The sequence below is a fragment of the Lysinibacillus sp. FSL K6-1151 genome (assembly GCF_038630755.1).
GTDB lineage: Bacteria > Bacillota > Bacilli > Bacillales_A > Planococcaceae > Lysinibacillus > Lysinibacillus fusiformis_D.
The window spans coordinates 1,113,226-1,129,290 of sequence record NZ_CP152040.1; the positions used below are offsets into that span (position 1 = coordinate 1,113,226).

Consider the following 16,065-nt stretch of genomic DNA (forward strand, 5'->3'; position numbering starts at 1 on the left):
AAGGGGTGTCCTCTTATGGAAGTCAATCAATATTTAGAGATGTTTATCGAAGAAAGTAAAGAGCATTTACAAGCATGTAGTGAACATTTATTAGAATTAGAGAAGAATCCAGATGATTTGGCCATTGTTGGGGAAATATTCCGCTCTGCCCACACGTTAAAAGGTATGTCTGCCACAATGGGCTTTGAAGATTTAGCGGATTTGACACATAAAATGGAGAATGTTTTAGATGCTATTCGTAATGAGAAAATCCATGTCACACCTGAAATACTAGATGTTGTCTTTGAATCTGTTGATCATCTAGAAGAAATGGTGATGGATATTGCGAACGGTGGAGATGGTAAACGTGATGTTTCATCAACTGTTGCTCAACTGAAGCGCATTGAATTAGGTGAGGAAGCAGTACCAGAAGTGGTAGCAACAGTGGCACCGGCAGTCGTTGCAAGTGTTTTAGAATATGATAGCTTTGAACAAACAGTTATTACACAATCATCTGAACAAGGCTTCAATGCATTTGAAATTGCAGTTACATTACGTGAGGATTGCCTATTAAAGGCTGCGCGTGTATTTATGGTGTTTGAAATTTTAGAAAAAGATGGAGATGTCATTAAGTCCAGTCCATCTGTTGAAAAGCTTGAAGATGAACAGTTTGATCAACAATTCTATGTTGCTTTTGTGACAAAAGAAACAGCCGAAGATATGCAGAAAAAAATAATGAAGGTTTCAGAGGTTGATGAAGTCGTTGTGACAACAATTGACCTGAAGAAATTTAGTGAAAAACAATATGAAGCCCATCAGGAAGTAGCAGCAACAGCAGTGGTAGAAGTAGAACCAACACCAGCAGCTACGCCTGCGAAAGCTGAACCTGTTGCGGCACCAGCCAAAGCAGCAGCACCAGCTAAAGCTGATAAAGCTCATGCACCTGTAGGGAATAAAACGATTCGTGTAAATATTGAACGTCTTGATATTTTAATGAACTTGTTTGAAGAGCTTGTCATTGATCGTGGTCGACTACAATCGATCGCTACAGAAGTGAATCATGGTGAGTTAAATGAAACAGTAGAGCGCATGAGTCGTGTGATGGGTGATCTACAAACAATTATTTTAACGATGCGTATGGTACCAGTGGAAACAGTATTCAACCGATTCCCAAAAATGATTCGTCAGCTATCGCGTGACTTAAATAAAAAGATCAACCTAGAAATCATCGGTGCAGAAACCGAGTTAGATCGTACGGTTATAGATGAAATTGGGGATCCACTAGTTCACTTAATCCGTAATTCTGTGGATCATGGGATTGAGAATCCGACGGCTCGTCGTGCAAAAGGTAAGCCAGAAGAAGGAACAGTTGTCCTACGTGCGTATCATAGTGGAAACTATGTCTTTATTGAAATTGAAGATGACGGCGCGGGCATTAATCGTGAAAAAGTACTAGCGAAAGCTATTTCAAAAGGCATTGTGACACAAGAACAATCATATTCAATGTCTGATAAACAGATTAATGAGCTTATTTTAGCTTCAGGCTTCTCAACTGCCGATGTCATTTCTGATGTTTCTGGTCGTGGGGTAGGTTTAGATGTTGTGAAAACAACGATTGAATCACTTGGTGGTAATATTTCAATTGAATCTACACAGGATGTTGGATCTATCTTCTCGATTCAATTACCACTGACATTATCGATTATTTCAGTCATGCTGGTGGAGATTGAAAAAGAAATTTATGCAATTCCACTATCTTCTATTATTGAAACATCTATTATCCGTTCATCAGAGATTATGAATGCGCATAATCAAAAAGTAATCGACTTCCGTGGCAAGGTTGTTCCATTGGTATTCTTAGAGGAAATTTTTGAGGTTCCTCGTAAAGAGTCACAAGATGAAGAATTCCATTCAGTCGTAATTGTTCGCAAAGGTGAAAAACTTGCTGGTCTAGTAGTGGATTCTTTCATTGGACAACAAGAGATTGTCTTGAAGTCATTAGGAAATTACTTAACAAATATCTTTGCCATTTCAGGTGCAACGATTTTAGGTAATGGTAAAGTAGCCTTAATTGTAGATTGCAACGCACTAATTAAATAAGGTGAATGAATAAGAGAGGTGTAAAGTATGACAAACGCAGTGGAACAAGAAAGTATTAAAGTAATTGTCTTTCAGCTAGCAGATAAAGAATATGCAATTCCCGTGTCCCATGTACAAGGAATTGAAAAATTAATGCATATTACGCGTGTACCGAAAACCGTGAAATATGTGAAAGGTGTAATCAATCTACGAGGTGTTGTTACACCAATAGTCGATTTACGTGAACGCTTTGAACTACCTGTTTCTGAACATGAAGAAACAACACGCATTATCATTATTTCATTAGAAGATATGGAAGTAGGTTTTGTTGTAGATTCAGCGAACGATGTTATTGATATTCCAGCAAGTGCAATTGAACCGCAACCAGAGGTCGTTGGCTCACTTGAAGAAGAATTTATTTCAGGTGTTGCCAAAGTAGAGAAACGATTATTAATCTTGTTACATTTAGAAAAAGTATTAAATCCACTAAAGTAGGGATCGATAATGACATTTAATCAAAAGATTACATCGCTACATTTAGATGTATTAAAGGAAATTGGAAATATTGGTGCTGCGCATGCCGCGACAGCACTTTCCAATTTACTTGGGAAAAAAATTGATATGCGCGTTCCAAAGGTAGAAATGGTGTCCTTTAACGAAATGATGGAACTGGCTGGCGGATCTGAAAACGTTGTAGTTGGTATTTACCTTCGTATTGAAGGAGATGCTGAAGGAAGTATGTTCTTTATTTTACCTATCGAGCAAGCAAATCGCTTTATCCGTCGTCTTATTTTTGATGATACATTTGACTTTAAAAAGCAACCAGTTTCAGAGCTAGGCTTATCAGCTATGCAAGAAATGGGCAATATTTTATCGGGCTCCTATTTATCTGCCTTATCGGACTTTACCAATTTGAAAATTTACCCAACAGTACCTGGTCTAAGTGTAGATATGTTTGGCGCTATTATCAGTATTGGTTTAATCGAATTATCACATGTAAGTGATAATGTTATTGTGATAAATACATCCATTTTTGAAGAAGGTGTAGAAGACCACGAAACGGTGAGAGGTCATTTCTTCCTGCTTCCCGATCCCGACTCATTCGATGCAATTTTTAAAGCATTAGGAGTTTCATGATGATGTTAAGCAGCAGTAGTGGACAAGTAATTAAAGTGGGAATTGCACAAATGGATGTAGTAAAGTTACCTAACACCATTCGAACTTCTGGTCTTGGTTCTTGTGTGGGCGTTATTTTATATGATGAGTCAAAAAAAATTGCTGGTTTAATCCATGTGATGTTACCAGATTCAAGCTTAGGTAGAGCTGAGTCAATCAATGTGGCAAAATTTGCAGATTCAGGTATTGCAGCAATGATAGATTTATTAAAATTAGAAGGCGTTCAAAAATTTAAACTAAAGGCAAAAATTGCAGGGGGGGCGCAGATGTTTCAATTTACATCTGACAAAGATACGATGCGTATCGGTCCCCGCAATGTAGAAGCAGTTAAACATGAGTTAAAGAGACATGGAGTACCTTTAGTGGCCGAGGATACTGGTGGAAATAGTGGTAGAACGATTGAATTTAATCCTGCAACGTCGATATTACATATTCGAACAGTTAACCAAGGAGTGAGCGAAATCTAATGTTTGGTTCTATTTTTTACAATCTATGGGGAGCATTAATTGCTTTTTCAATTTATTTTTTCAGTACATTTCAAAAACCATCTACTCCCCTTCGCATCATCATCAGCGCTTTTGTTGTAGCAATTATCGTCTTTATCGCTATGTATATAGTACGTTTTTTAATTGCTTACATCATGTTTACGCCAGAGGCTAATGAAGAAGTGGATGAAGATGGTCTAACAGATCATGAACTTGATGCTACTGATGGCGCAAAGCAAGAAGCTCCAGCAGTTAATTCAACGGTTGAATTTCAAGATGAAAATTCCGAGGAAATTGCTCAAGTAGTACGAACGATGATGAATCGAGAAGAAGAGCAACAAGTGAATGCGTAAAAATGAGTCGCGAATAGCGGCTCTTTTTTTATTGGGCATTTGAAGGCTTTATTATACGAGAAACTCAAAAGCTCAGGCTAGCTTATTAGCGCACTTTATTACAGGAGGAAAACCACCGCTTAATGAAGCAGATAAGCAAAAATGGTCAAAAGGAGGGGAAGGGCGAACATGGTATTAGTAATGGGCTGAAGCAATCGCTCGTAGATCTCAATATTCAATGGAAAAATTATAGCACGTTTTTGAAACGACAATTGGTACATTGTGGATGCAATGTAGGTATTATAACCTTTTTGTTCAATGTCATAGTTATGATGCACCTTAGCATCGAATTAAATAGCGTCCTAAATTATAAGTTTAATTCTGTAGACAAATTTTAGAACTGTATCCAACTGTTCATCATAACAAGGGTACAGTTTTTCTATGAGATTAAAAAATTAAGGAATATATTAGAGAGTAAGAGAAACAAATGAAATTATAGTCGATTCTTGTTATAATATAGGAAAGATGGCAACTGCTTATCGAGTTTTTAACTATTCGAAGCTCACGTCTAGATTAGCTTTAATGTGGATTTTTTACAAAGATTAACCGAAAAATCCTGTTGAATGATTAATTTTATGAGCGCAAATAGTCAGTGGCAAACGGGCGCGTAAAGCGTTTTTAGAGAGGTGGATTTCATGACACAACCAATTCTGAACGATGAGCAAAAACTATGGAATCGCTGGATTCATGAGCGTGATCCAGATGCTGGTGATTTACTTATAAAAAAATATATTTCTTTAGTATCTTACCATGTCCAACGTATTGGTGCGGGTTTGCCAAAGAGCGTATCACGAGACGATTTAACGAGTTTAGGCATGGTAGGGCTTTTTGATGCATTAAATAAATTTGATATTAACAGAGATTTAAAATTCGATACATATGCTTCGTTTAGAGTAAGAGGCGCTATCATTGATGGTTTACGTAAGGAAGACTGGTTACCGCGTTCAGCGCGTGAAAAAGCCAAAAAATTAGATGCTCAAATTGAACAATTAGAGCAAAAATATATGCGTCATGTAACACCTGAGGAACTTGCGGAGCATATGGAAGTATCTGTTGAAGATGTGTATCAGACAGTGCAAGAGCATTTTTTTTCAAATGTTCTTTCCATTAATGAGCAACAGGATCAAGAGGAAGCGGACGGTAAGTCATTTGTCATCCGAGATGATACGACAAAAACACCTGAGCAAACTGTTATTAAATCGGAGTTATTAGGTGACTTAGCTGAGAATATTCAAAAGCTCAATGAAAAAGAACAGCTTGTACTTAGTTTATTTTACACAGAGGAATTAACTTTGACTGAAATTGGTGAAATGCTTGAACTGTCAACATCACGTATTTCACAGATTCATTCAAAAGCGCTATTAAAGCTACGAAAGCTATTATCAAGTGAAATGATTAATGCGTAAATATCCTTGAGGGAGAGATTCCAATGAGTTTAAAAGGTGTCGAATTACAAATTGCTATTCCAAAAACATTTGAAGCGGGGAAAATGGCAGATCAGGCACAGCAACAAGCATTAGCCCAACAGGCACACGCAAATGAAGCATTAAAAAAAGAAGTAGAGCGCAAGCAAAAAATTGTCAATACAACAGAAGGTATGGATGAAATTAGTGAGGATGAGGATGCAGGTGGCGAATATTTAACAGGTATTCATAAAAAGAAGAAAAAGAAGCAGGGTCAACAAGAAAAACAGGCACAACATCCGTTTAAAGGGAATTTCGTGGATTTTAGTGGATAGGAGTTTACAATGACAACCATACTAATAGCGTTACTATTCTTTTTACAGCTACTTTCATTTTACTTCCTTATTATTTTAAATACAAAGCTAGCAAAATTTAAGGATTTAGAAAAGAAGCAAGAACGTTTAATGAGGGAAATGGACGATACGATTACGGCTTATTTAGCAGAAATGAAAGATGAAAATGACCGTCTTATTAAAGAGTTACAAAATGTCAAACAGCCCGAAATAGCGGCGAGTAGCTTGCAGCAAATAGAACAAAGTGTGACACCAATGGAACAGTCGTCTTCGGATTTAACCCAAGGGACTAAAAGTGATAGTTCGCTAAGTTTAGATAAAGATTCTCGTATCTACGTACCTAAAAAAATTGTAGCAAATGCTTATTCACGTCAGCAACATACTGGTGCAAAAAAGGCACAAGCAGTGCCATCTCCAAAAGAGGAGATGGCAAGTCTACCTGAAAAAGAAAAAATGCTGACGGTGGAACAGCAAGCGCTAGAATTAGCAAAGCAGGGAAAATCGGCAGAGGAGATAGCGAAACAACTGCAAAAGGGGAAAACAGAAATCGAGCTTTTACTGAAATTTCATCACTAAATTGTTGCGAATCAATCAAAGCTATGATATAGTTGCAAATGGTGTTATTACTACACACGCATTTTGATGTAGTAAGTGGTGCTCTAAGCTTAGGGTAGCTTGTTGCAGATGATAAATGCGGAGGATAAAAACCAAACATACTAGGAGGAAATTCACATGTCAGTAATTTCTATGAAACAATTACTTGAAGCTGGTGTACATTTCGGTCACCAAACTCGTCGTTGGAACCCAAAAATGAAGAAATATATCTTCGTTGAACGTAACGGGATCTACATCATCGACTTACAAAAAACGGTTAAAAAATTAGAGGAAGCTTATGACTTCATGCGTCAAGTTGGTCAAGACGGTGGTAAAGTTCTTTTCGTTGGTACGAAAAAACAAGCACAAGAAGCGATCAAAGATGAAGCTGAACGTTCAGGCAACTACTACATCAACCAACGCTGGTTAGGTGGTACTCTTACAAACTTCGGTACAATTCAAAAACGTGTTGCACGTATGAAACAAATCGAAAAAATGGAAGAAGAAGGAACTTTCGAAGTTCTTCCTAAAAAAGAAGTAATCCAACTTAAAAAAGAACACGAACGTCTAATCAAATTCCTAGGCGGTATCCGTGATATGCACGATCTTCCAGACGTAATGTTCGTGGTTGACCCACGTAAAGAGCGCATTGCTGTTGCAGAAGCTCGTAAATTAAACATCCCTCTAGTAGGTATTGTTGATACTAACTGTGATCCAGATGAAATCGACTACGTAATCCCTGCTAACGATGATGCTATTCGTGCTGTTAAACTTTTAACTGCTAAAATGGCTGACGCTTTAATCGAGTCAAAACAAGGTGAAGAAGAAGCTCCAGCTGTAGAAGCTGCTGCTGAGTAATTCACGTTTACAAAAAGGTGATAAGTGGCTCAAAACCCTTATCACCTTTTTTAGAACCTATCATTAAATAGTTCAACCAATTTGAGGAGGAAACACTAAATGGCAAACATTACTGCACAATTAGTAAAAGAATTACGCGAAAAAACTGGCGCTGGTATGATGGATTGTAAAAAAGCGTTAGTAGAAACTGATGGTAACCTAGAAGCTGCAATCGACTTCCTACGTGAAAAAGGTCTTTCGTCAGCTGCTAAAAAAGCTGACCGTATCGCTGCAGAAGGTACAACTTACATTTTAGAACAAGGTAACGAAGCGATTATCGTGGAAGTAAACGCTGAAACTGACTTCGTTGCGAAAAACGACAAATTCCAAGTATTAGTTTCTTCTTTAGCAGAGCAATTACTTGCTGCTAAACCAGCTTCAGTTGAAGCCGCTTTAGAGCTTACAAATGCTGAAGGTGTAAAAATTGAAGATCAAATTTCAACAGCTGTTGCAACAATTGGTGAAAAAATTACACTTCGTCGTTTCGAAATTAAATCAAAATCTGATGCAGATGCATTCGGTGCTTACTTACACATGGGCGGCCGTATTGGTGTATTAGTGACTTTAGAAGGTTCTACTGATGCAGCAGCAGCTAAAGATGTTGCGATGCACATTGCAGCAATCAACCCAACATATGTTTCTCGCGATGAAGTTTCTGCTGAAGAAGTTGAACGTGAGCGTAAAGTATTAACAGAGCAAGCTCTTAACGAAGGTAAACCAGAAAACATCGTTGCGAAAATGGTTGAAGGCCGTCTTGGTAAATATTTCGAAGACGTTTGCTTGCTTGATCAAACATTTGTTAAAAACTCAGATCAAAAAGTACGTGATTTCGTAGCTTCAACTGGTGGTTCAGTAAACGGCTTTGTACGTTACGCTGTTGGTGAAGGTATCGAAAAACGTGAAGATAACTTTGCAGAAGAAGTAATGAGCCAAGTTAAAGGTAACTAATTTCGCTTGCATTTGATTCTAATCAAATAATATCTAGATTATCTAGACTAAAATGGGGAACACAACATAGCGTGTTCCCTATTTTTCCGAAATGAACGAAAAACGGATATAATTTTCTATTCTGCCTTATTCACAACTAGCAATTATTGTTAGATATACTATAATGGAAAAGGGAATAGAAAGGTTTTAAATAAAGTCTTACGGAGGTTTACAATGAGTGTACCGCAATATAAACGAGTAGTTATTAAACTAAGTGGTGAAGCGTTAGCTGGAGAAGCGGGCTTCGGTTTATCACCAAAAATAATCAAGTCTGTTGCAGAAGAAGTAAAAGAAGTAGTAGATCTTGATGTAGAAGTTGCTGTTGTTGTAGGTGGCGGTAATATATGGCGTGGTAAAATAGGTAGTGAAATGGGAATGGATCGTGCTGCAGCCGATTATATGGGCATGTTAGCAACCGTTATGAACTCACTAGCTTTACAAGATGCTCTTGAAAAATTAGGTATTGAAACACGCGTTCAATCTTCTATTGTGATGACTCAAGTAGCGGAGCCATACATTCGTCGTAAAGCAGTTAGACATCTAGAGAAAAAACGTGTCGTTATCTTTGCAGCAGGGACAGGTAATCCGTTCTTCTCTACTGATACTACTGCCGCATTACGCGCAGCAGAAATTGACGCAGATGCGATTTTAATGGCTAAAAATAATGTCGATGGCGTTTATTCGGCAGATCCAAAAGTGGATGAAACAGCCATTAAATATGATACACTCACATACTTAGAAGTTATCCAACAAGGCTTACAAGTAATGGATTCAACGGCTTCCACTTTATGTATGGATAACGATATCCCGCTAATTGTTTTCTCAATTACGGAGCCAGGTAACATTAAACGTGCTGTACAAGGCGAAAAAATCGGAACAGTTGTTAGGAGGAACGTATAATGGCTAAACAAGTCTTAGAACAAGCAAAAGAAAAAATGAACAAAACAATCACAGCTTTCTCACGTGAACTATCATCTATTCGTGCGGGTCGTGCGAACGCATCTTTATTGGATCGTATCATGGTAGACTACTATGGGGCACCAACACCAATTAACCAACTTGCAGGTGTTTCTGTACCAGAAGCTCGCTTACTAGTCATTACACCTTACGATAAAACAATTTTAGGTGATATTGAAAAAGCAATTATGAAATCAGATATCGGGATTACACCAACAAATGATGGTTCGATCATTCGTTTAATGATTCCAGCGCTAACAGAAGATCGTCGTAAGGATCTAGTAAAGCAAGTGAAAAAAGAAGCAGAAGACGCAAAAATTGCTGTACGTAACGTTCGTCGCGATGCAAACGATGATTTGAAAAAACTTGAAAAAGCTGGCGAAATCACAGAAGACGATCTACGTGGCTATGGTGACGATATTCAAAAATTAACAGATGAATTCATTGTGAAAGTAGATCAAGTAGCGAAAGATAAAGAAAAAGAAATTTTAGAGGTGTAAACAAGACGTTTTACATGTCTATGATGGAACTTTTTGATGAGATGAAGGCGTCCTATACATAACAGGACGTCTTTTCGCTTTATTGTTCATAATCAATTGCTTTGTCATATAAAGAGCATACATGAAATGCGAAAAGATCATTAATAACAACATCATCGATTTTCTAACAAACTTATTCTTTATTATGTGTATAGTTCTAAAATAAGCTAGTACATACATAGTCAATTTAGAGGGAAAAAAAAGACAAAAAGCGCTTTTGTTTGTTATGATAGGTTAGTATACGTCCGATTAGTTGTAGTGGGGGAGTTAGCATGTTTAAAAAGCTATTAGGAAAACAAATAAATATGGATACACTATCATTGGAGGAGCGTGTGGCCCTAACTAAAAGCGAGCCGATTCCTGCCCATGTAGCGATTATTATGGACGGAAATGGACGTTGGGCGAAAAAACGTGCTATGCCACGAGTTGCTGGTCATCATGAAGGAATGAAGACCGTACGTAAAGTAACTAGGTTTGCGTCGGATTTAGGAATTAAAGTTTTAACCGTATATGCATTTTCCACAGAAAATTGGAAGCGACCAAAACCAGAGGTTGATTTTCTTATGCGTCTACCTGTTGAATTTTTAGGTTCTTTCTTACCAGAAATGATGCAGCGTAATGTACGTGTCGAAATGATTGGCGATCCATCCTTATTACCTGCTCATACGCAAAAGGCGTTGTATGAGGCAATGGAAGAAACAAAGCATAATACAGGGCTTGTCTTAAATTTTGCGCTGAACTATGGGAGTCGTTCTGAAATGGTCAATGCCATGAAAACGATGCTGCAAAAAGTGCAGGACGGTCAATTAACGATGCAAGACATAACAGAAGAATGCTTAACGTCTCATTTAATGACGGCCCATTTGCCTGAACCAGATCTTCTAATTCGTACAAGTGGTGAAGTACGATTAAGTAACTTTATGTTATGGCAGCTCGCCTATACAGAATTTTGGTTTACAGATACATTGTGGCCAGATTTTAGTGAGGAAAGCTTACTGGAAGCGGTGGAAAATTATCAGAAGCGTAATCGCCGTTACGGTGGGTTGAAGGGAGAAGAAACAACTTGAAACAACGAATTATCACGGCAATAATTGCAGCAGCACTTTTTATTCCGTTCGTTATTTATGGCAAAGTACCATTTACCATACTTGTGCTTGCAATGGCTATTGTCGGTTTTTATGAAATCTTAAAAATGAAAGGGATTTCCATTTTTTCTGTGCCTGGTTTTCTAGGGTTAATAACATTAGTATTACTTGTTATACCGAAAGATTGGAGTGAAAAAGTTGTAGAGACAATAGGCTATTCATCCAATTTAATGGTTGTTTATGGTCTAATGATGTTACTGCTGATTTACGTGGTCCTTGTAAAAAATAAAATAACCTTTGACGAAGTGGGCTTTATTTTATTGGGTGCATTTTATGTGGGGTTAGGATTCCATTATTTAATTGAAACAAGAAATGTTGGATTAGAGTATGTTGTCTATTGTCTATTAGTTGTTTGGACAACAGATTCAGGTGCCTATTTTGTAGGAAGAAAATTAGGAAAGAATAAGTTATGGCCTGAAATCTCACCGAAGAAAACGATTGAAGGTTTTCTAGGCGGAATTGTCATTGCGGTTATTTTTGCAGTTGGTATGCAACTCATTTACCCATTTGCAAATGGTTATATATCACTTGTTTTTGTCACGATTTTTGCCTCTATTATTGGACAAATGGGAGATTTGGTAGAATCAGCTATCAAACGTCATTTTGATGTAAAAGATTCGGGCAATATTTTACCAGGGCATGGCGGAATTTTAGATCGCTTCGATAGTCTATTATTTGTCGTGCCTCTCCTTCATTTTTTACATTTGTTTGGTAATTAATCTGTATATTAAAAGACATCTTGCTAAATCATTTGCTTAGATAGAAAAAGGGGACAATTTGTTGTGAAAAAAATTAGTTTATTAGGTGCAACGGGTTCAATCGGTTGGCAAACCTACGATATTTTAAAAGAACAACGTGATGCGTTTCAATTAGTGGCTTTTTCTTCAGGGAAAAACATTGAGAAAACACGAGAAATGATTGAAACATTAAAACCCGAGCTAGTTTCTGTGCAGCTAGAAGAGGATGCACGAGACCTTGCGAAAGATTATCCTGAAATCCAATTTACATTTGGGGCGAAAGGTCTTGTAGAAGTTGCTACACATCCAGACTCAACTGTACTCGTCAATGCTGTGCTAGGCAGTGTTGGTCTGGAATCAACATTAGCAGCTATTCGCATGGGCAAAACGATTGCCATTGCTAACAAGGAAACACTTGTTACAGCTGGTCATTTAGTCATGGCAGAAGCCAAAAAACATAAGGCCACGATTTTACCTGTTGATAGCGAGCACTCAGCCATCTTCCAATCAATGAATGGCGAAAATCCCAAAAATATTGAGCGTTTAATTATTACAGCTTCAGGTGGTAGCTTCCGTGATAAAACACGTGACCAATTACAACATGTGACGGTCGCAGATGCATTGAATCACCCGAACTGGTCTATGGGCGCAAAAATTACGATAGACTCCGCAACAATGATGAATAAAGGATTAGAAGTCATTGAAGCACATGTTTTATTTGATATGCCATATGATAAAATAGATGTACTTTTGCATAGAGAAAGTATTATTCACTCTCTTGTTGAGTATCATGATACTAGTGTGATTGCTCAGCTAGGCACGCCAGATATGCGCGTACCGATTCAATATGCTTTAAGCTATCCTGATCGTATACCATTACATAATGGTCAGCGACTAAATTTAGCGCAAATTGGACAACTACATTTTCAAGATATGGACTTTGAGCGTTATCCGGCTTTGCGTTTAGCATATGAGGCTGGTCGTACAGGTGGTACCATTTTGACAGCGATGAATGCAGCAAATGAAGCGGCAGTTGCAGCCTTTTTACAAGGGAAAATTACATTCCTTGAAATTGATGAGACGATTGAACGAGTAATGCATGCACATCAAAACATTGCAGTACCAGATTTACAAACGATTTTACATGTGGACAGTGAGACAAGAAAAATAGTGTTAGACATGGTAAAATAACGAAAGTACTGTATCGTTAACTAATCGCTATTAAAGGTGGGATATTATGCAAACAGCCATTGCATTTATTTTAATATTTGGGATGCTCGTCTTCTTCCATGAACTTGGACATTTCTTATTTGCTAAACGTGCAGGTATTTTAGTGCGTGAATTTGCTATTGGAATGGGTCCCAAAATTTATGGGAAAACGCATGGAGAAACAATGTATACTATTCGATTATTGCCTATCGGTGGGTATGTTCGTATGGCCGGCGAGGATATGGATGGCACTGAACTACAGCCAGGCTATCGAATAGGGCTAATTGTCGATGAAGATAATGTTGTGAAAAAAATTATTTTCAATCAAAGTAATAAGCAGCTACCAGATTTATTATTTTTAGAAGTTGAGCGTGCTGATTTAGAGAAGAATTTATTTGTAGAAGGCTATGATGAAGAAGAACGTCTAGTTCGTTATGACGTAGCAAGAGATTGTGTTCTTGTGGAAAATGGTCGTGAATTGGTCATTGCACCACATGATCGTCAATTTAATGCAAAAACAGTTGGTCAACGTGCGATGACAATCTTTGCAGGTCCTTTGTTTAACTTTATTCTTGCGTTTGTGATTTACTTGGTAATTGGGTTAATCCACGGTGTCCCAACATACGAGCCGATTATCACTGAAGTAGTAGAAAATGATCCAGCTGCACAGGCAGGAATGCTTGCGGGAGATAGAGTAACAGCCATTGACGGACAAGCCGTTGAAAAATGGCAGGATTTAGCCGCTATTGTTCAAGATCATCCAAACGAAGAAATTACAGTGACTGTGGAACGTGATGGACAATCTATGAACTTAAATATGACTGTGAAAGAAATCCAGCAGGATGGCGAAAAATATGGTCAAATTGGTGTGCGCTATGACAGTCCGAGAGAATTTAATCCATTAAAAGCTGTAGTTTATGGAGCACAAGAAACCTATAATATGACCATGAAAATATTTGAGCTTCTTGGTATGTTGATTACTGGTAAGTTCACAATAGATGCGCTTTCTGGACCTGTTGGCATTTATAAAGCAACAGAGCAAGTAGCCCAGTATGGTATTATGAACTTAATGAATTGGGCCGCAATGTTAAGTATTAACTTAGGAATTATGAACCTACTTCCATTACCAGCACTTGATGGTGGTCGTTTATTATTCTTTGGTTTTGAAGCTTTACGTGGTAAACCAATTGATCGTCAAAAAGAGGGAATTGTCCATTTCGTAGGAATTGTCCTACTGATGATTTTAATGGTTGTCGTGACATGGAACGATATTCAACGATTCTTCTTTTAAACCAATGACAGTTAAATGAAATTTCATTTTCTAGCTTTGAGCGCAATTACTATGAAACATTGCGCTCAAAGCTAAATTTGTTTATGCTATTGAGAGTATAAACTTATCTATTAAAAAAGGTGGAACACTGAATGAAGCAAAGTAAAACATTTATCCCAACATTACGTGAAGTACCTGCGGATGCTGAGGTAAAATCACATAAGCAATTACTACGAGCAGGGTTTATTCGTCAAAATACAAGTGGGGTATACTCGTATTTACCGCTTGCAAAACGTGTCTTAACAAAAATTGAAACAATTATCCGTGAAGAAATGGAAGCCATCAACTCTATTGAGCTTCTAATGCCTTCTTTACAATCTGCTGAGCTTTGGCAAGAATCAGGTCGCTGGGAAAAATACGGACCAGAATTAATGCGCCTAAAAGACCGTCACAACCGTGATTTTGCATTAGGACCAACTCATGAAGAAGTGATTACAACTTTAGTACGTGATGAAATTAAATCCTATAAAAAATTGCCGTTAACATTGTATCAAATTCAAACTAAATTCCGTGATGAAAAGCGCCCTCGCTTCGGCTTACTACGAGGAAGAGAATTTATAATGAAGGATGCTTATTCTTTCCATGCATCACGTGAAAGTTTAGATGAAACATATGAAGATATGTATCGTGCGTATTCAAATATTTTTTCCCGCCTTGGCTTAAACTACCGCGCTGTCATTGCAGATGCAGGTTCGATTGGCGGTAAAGGTACACATGAATTTATGGTGCTATCTGAAATTGGGGAAGATACGATTGCCTACTCAGATACTTCTGACTATGCAGCAAATATCGAAATGGCTGAAGTCATTGCGGATTATCAACCATCAGATGACGCTTTAAAAGAAGTTGAAAAAGTGGCAACACCAGAGCAAAAAACAATTGAAGAAGTATCAGCGTTCTTAAATGTAGAGCCAGCCAGTGTGATCAAATCTTTAGTGTTTGATGTAGACGGGGAGCTTGTGGTTGTCCTTGCACGTGGGGATCATGAAATTAATGATATCAAGCTGAAAAATGCACTTGATGCAGGTTCTGTGGAGCTGGCTAGTGAAGCAGCAATCCGTGAATTATTAGGCTGTGGCGTTGGTTCAATTGGGCCAGTGAAATTACCAGTAGACGTAAAGGTAGTAGCGGACCAAGCTATCAAATCTATCCGTAATGGTATTGCAGGTGCAAATGTAGATGGATTCCATTTAGTGAATGTCAACCCAGAGCGTGATTTTGCTGTGAATGACTACTTAGATATTCGTTTTATTAAAGAGGGAGATCCTTCCCCAGACGGACAAGGGTTTATTAAATTCGCAGAAGGTATCGAAGTTGGTCATATTTTCAAATTAGGTACTACATACTCTGCTAAAATGAATGGTACTTTCTTAGATGAGCAAGGGAAGGCTCAACCGTTTATTATGGGCTGTTACGGTATTGGGGTATCTCGTATTCTAGCTGCCGTGGCTGAGCACTTCCAAGATGATAATGGATTTACTTGGCCAATACAATTAGCACCATATGATATTCATGTTGTGCCAGTTAACACGAAAGATGAGGCGCAAGTGACATTAGCAGATGAACTTTACGGTTTATTAAAATCATATCGTTATGATGTACTTTTAGATGATCGTGCCGAGCGTGCAGGTGTAAAATTTGCAGACGCTGATTTAATTGGTTTACCTGTGCGTGTAACGGTTGGTAAAAAAGCATCTGAAGGTATGGTAGAAGTGAAATTCCGTCAAACTGGTGAAACATTTGAATGGAAAAAAGAAGAGGTCATTGATCGCCTTAACGAATTTTTCCGTAAAAACTAATGGC

Annotated in this window: 17 protein-coding genes; all 17 read left to right on the forward strand. The window is 37.9% G+C overall.

The genetic code is table 11. From position 1 onward, the window contains the following. Nucleotides 1-15: 15 nt before the first annotated feature. The 17 genes from MHI04_RS05205 (at nt 16) to MHI04_RS05285 (ending at nt 16,061) form a co-directional block, all read left to right on the forward strand. Nucleotides 16-2,079 carry a chemotaxis protein CheA gene (locus tag MHI04_RS05205; protein ID WP_271912517.1) on the forward strand — a complete coding sequence of 688 codons (2,064 nt, stop codon included), beginning with the start codon at nt 16-18 and terminating at the stop codon, nt 2,077-2,079. A 27-nt stretch (nt 2,080-2,106) separates the two neighbouring features. After that, nucleotides 2,107-2,553, forward strand: coding sequence for a chemotaxis protein CheW (locus tag MHI04_RS05210; RefSeq protein WP_036124209.1), 447 nt, complete (start codon nt 2,107-2,109; stop codon nt 2,551-2,553). Nucleotides 2,554-2,562: 9 nt separating this feature from the next. Further along, nucleotides 2,563-3,195 carry a chemotaxis protein CheC gene (locus tag MHI04_RS05215; RefSeq protein WP_036124206.1) on the forward strand — a complete coding sequence of 211 codons (633 nt, stop codon included), beginning with the start codon at nt 2,563-2,565 and terminating at the stop codon, nt 3,193-3,195. A gap of 2 nt (nt 3,196-3,197) precedes the next feature. Further along, the gene (locus MHI04_RS05220) at nt 3,198-3,701 is read left to right on the forward strand and encodes a chemotaxis protein CheD (protein WP_036124234.1); all 504 of its coding nucleotides are present in this window, start codon (nt 3,198-3,200) and stop codon (nt 3,699-3,701) included. Continuing rightward, on the forward strand, nt 3,701-4,072 hold the full coding sequence (locus tag MHI04_RS05225) for a hypothetical protein (RefSeq protein WP_036124203.1): 372 nt from the start codon (nt 3,701-3,703) through the stop codon (nt 4,070-4,072). The genes MHI04_RS05220 and MHI04_RS05225 overlap by 1 nt, the downstream gene beginning before the upstream one ends. A gap of 674 nt (nt 4,073-4,746) precedes the next feature. Continuing rightward, nucleotides 4,747-5,517, forward strand: coding sequence for a FliA/WhiG family RNA polymerase sigma factor (locus MHI04_RS05230; RefSeq protein WP_036124200.1), 771 nt, complete (start codon nt 4,747-4,749; stop codon nt 5,515-5,517). Between the two features lie 23 nt (nt 5,518-5,540). After that, entirely contained in the window at nt 5,541-5,849 is a 309-nt protein-coding gene (locus MHI04_RS05235) for a hypothetical protein (RefSeq protein ID WP_036124197.1), read from the forward strand. 9 nt (nt 5,850-5,858) lie between these two features. Next, nucleotides 5,859-6,443 carry a hypothetical protein gene (locus MHI04_RS05240; RefSeq protein ID WP_342535385.1) on the forward strand — a complete coding sequence of 195 codons (585 nt, stop codon included), beginning with the start codon at nt 5,859-5,861 and terminating at the stop codon, nt 6,441-6,443. A gap of 156 nt (nt 6,444-6,599) precedes the next feature. After that, the gene (gene rpsB, locus MHI04_RS05245) at nt 6,600-7,319 is read left to right on the forward strand and encodes a 30S ribosomal protein S2 (protein ID WP_004269262.1); all 720 of its coding nucleotides are present in this window, start codon (nt 6,600-6,602) and stop codon (nt 7,317-7,319) included. A 99-nt stretch (nt 7,320-7,418) separates the two neighbouring features. Then, nucleotides 7,419-8,306, forward strand: coding sequence for a translation elongation factor Ts (tsf, locus tag MHI04_RS05250; protein ID WP_036124190.1), 888 nt, complete (start codon nt 7,419-7,421; stop codon nt 8,304-8,306). A 213-nt stretch (nt 8,307-8,519) separates the two neighbouring features. Next, nucleotides 8,520-9,245 (forward strand): UMP kinase, encoded by a 726-nt coding sequence (pyrH, locus tag MHI04_RS05255; RefSeq protein ID WP_036124188.1) that lies wholly within the window; start codon nt 8,520-8,522, stop codon nt 9,243-9,245. Beyond that, nucleotides 9,245-9,802, forward strand: coding sequence for a ribosome recycling factor (gene frr, locus MHI04_RS05260; RefSeq protein ID WP_036124184.1), 558 nt, complete (start codon nt 9,245-9,247; stop codon nt 9,800-9,802). The genes pyrH and frr overlap by 1 nt, the downstream gene beginning before the upstream one ends. Before the next feature lie 311 nt (nt 9,803-10,113). Beyond that, nucleotides 10,114-10,908 carry an isoprenyl transferase gene (locus tag MHI04_RS05265; protein ID WP_036124181.1) on the forward strand — a complete coding sequence of 265 codons (795 nt, stop codon included), beginning with the start codon at nt 10,114-10,116 and terminating at the stop codon, nt 10,906-10,908. Continuing rightward, entirely contained in the window at nt 10,905-11,705 is an 801-nt protein-coding gene (locus MHI04_RS05270) for a phosphatidate cytidylyltransferase (RefSeq protein WP_036124178.1), read from the forward strand. Before MHI04_RS05265 ends, MHI04_RS05270 begins: the two co-directional genes overlap by 4 nt. 63 nt (nt 11,706-11,768) lie before the next feature. Further along, nucleotides 11,769-12,914 (forward strand): 1-deoxy-D-xylulose-5-phosphate reductoisomerase, encoded by a 1,146-nt coding sequence (dxr, locus tag MHI04_RS05275; protein ID WP_058843508.1) that lies wholly within the window; start codon nt 11,769-11,771, stop codon nt 12,912-12,914. Nucleotides 12,915-12,960: 46 nt separating this feature from the next. Next, entirely contained in the window at nt 12,961-14,223 is a 1,263-nt protein-coding gene (gene rseP, locus MHI04_RS05280) for an RIP metalloprotease RseP (RefSeq protein ID WP_141903475.1), read from the forward strand. Nucleotides 14,224-14,354: 131 nt separating this feature from the next. After that, on the forward strand, nt 14,355-16,061 hold the full coding sequence (locus tag MHI04_RS05285) for a proline--tRNA ligase (protein WP_342504058.1): 1,707 nt from the start codon (nt 14,355-14,357) through the stop codon (nt 16,059-16,061). Nucleotides 16,062-16,065 lie beyond the last annotated feature (4 nt).

What these genes read in the sequence shown, in the direction of transcription:
- frr (WP_036124184.1), top strand. Translation starts at nt 9,245, where the DNA reads ATGGCTAAACAAGTCTTAGAACAAGCAAAAGAAAAAATGAACAAAACA.
- MHI04_RS05285 (WP_342504058.1), top strand. Translation starts at nt 14,355, where the DNA reads ATGAAGCAAAGTAAAACATTTATCCCAACATTACGTGAAGTACCTGCG.
- MHI04_RS05205 (WP_271912517.1), top strand. Translation starts at nt 16, where the DNA reads ATGGAAGTCAATCAATATTTAGAGATGTTTATCGAAGAAAGTAAAGAG.
- MHI04_RS05240 (WP_342535385.1), top strand. Translation starts at nt 5,859, where the DNA reads ATGACAACCATACTAATAGCGTTACTATTCTTTTTACAGCTACTTTCA.
- rseP (WP_141903475.1), top strand. Translation starts at nt 12,961, where the DNA reads ATGCAAACAGCCATTGCATTTATTTTAATATTTGGGATGCTCGTCTTC.
- MHI04_RS05220 (WP_036124234.1), top strand. Translation starts at nt 3,198, where the DNA reads ATGTTAAGCAGCAGTAGTGGACAAGTAATTAAAGTGGGAATTGCACAA.
- MHI04_RS05215 (WP_036124206.1), top strand. Translation starts at nt 2,563, where the DNA reads ATGACATTTAATCAAAAGATTACATCGCTACATTTAGATGTATTAAAG.
- rpsB (WP_004269262.1), top strand. Translation starts at nt 6,600, where the DNA reads ATGTCAGTAATTTCTATGAAACAATTACTTGAAGCTGGTGTACATTTC.
- tsf (WP_036124190.1), top strand. Translation starts at nt 7,419, where the DNA reads ATGGCAAACATTACTGCACAATTAGTAAAAGAATTACGCGAAAAAACT.
- MHI04_RS05235 (WP_036124197.1), top strand. Translation starts at nt 5,541, where the DNA reads ATGAGTTTAAAAGGTGTCGAATTACAAATTGCTATTCCAAAAACATTT.
- MHI04_RS05230 (WP_036124200.1), top strand. Translation starts at nt 4,747, where the DNA reads ATGACACAACCAATTCTGAACGATGAGCAAAAACTATGGAATCGCTGG.
- MHI04_RS05225 (WP_036124203.1), top strand. Translation starts at nt 3,701, where the DNA reads ATGTTTGGTTCTATTTTTTACAATCTATGGGGAGCATTAATTGCTTTT.
- MHI04_RS05210 (WP_036124209.1), top strand. Translation starts at nt 2,107, where the DNA reads ATGACAAACGCAGTGGAACAAGAAAGTATTAAAGTAATTGTCTTTCAG.
- MHI04_RS05265 (WP_036124181.1), top strand. Translation starts at nt 10,114, where the DNA reads ATGTTTAAAAAGCTATTAGGAAAACAAATAAATATGGATACACTATCA.
- pyrH (WP_036124188.1), top strand. Translation starts at nt 8,520, where the DNA reads ATGAGTGTACCGCAATATAAACGAGTAGTTATTAAACTAAGTGGTGAA.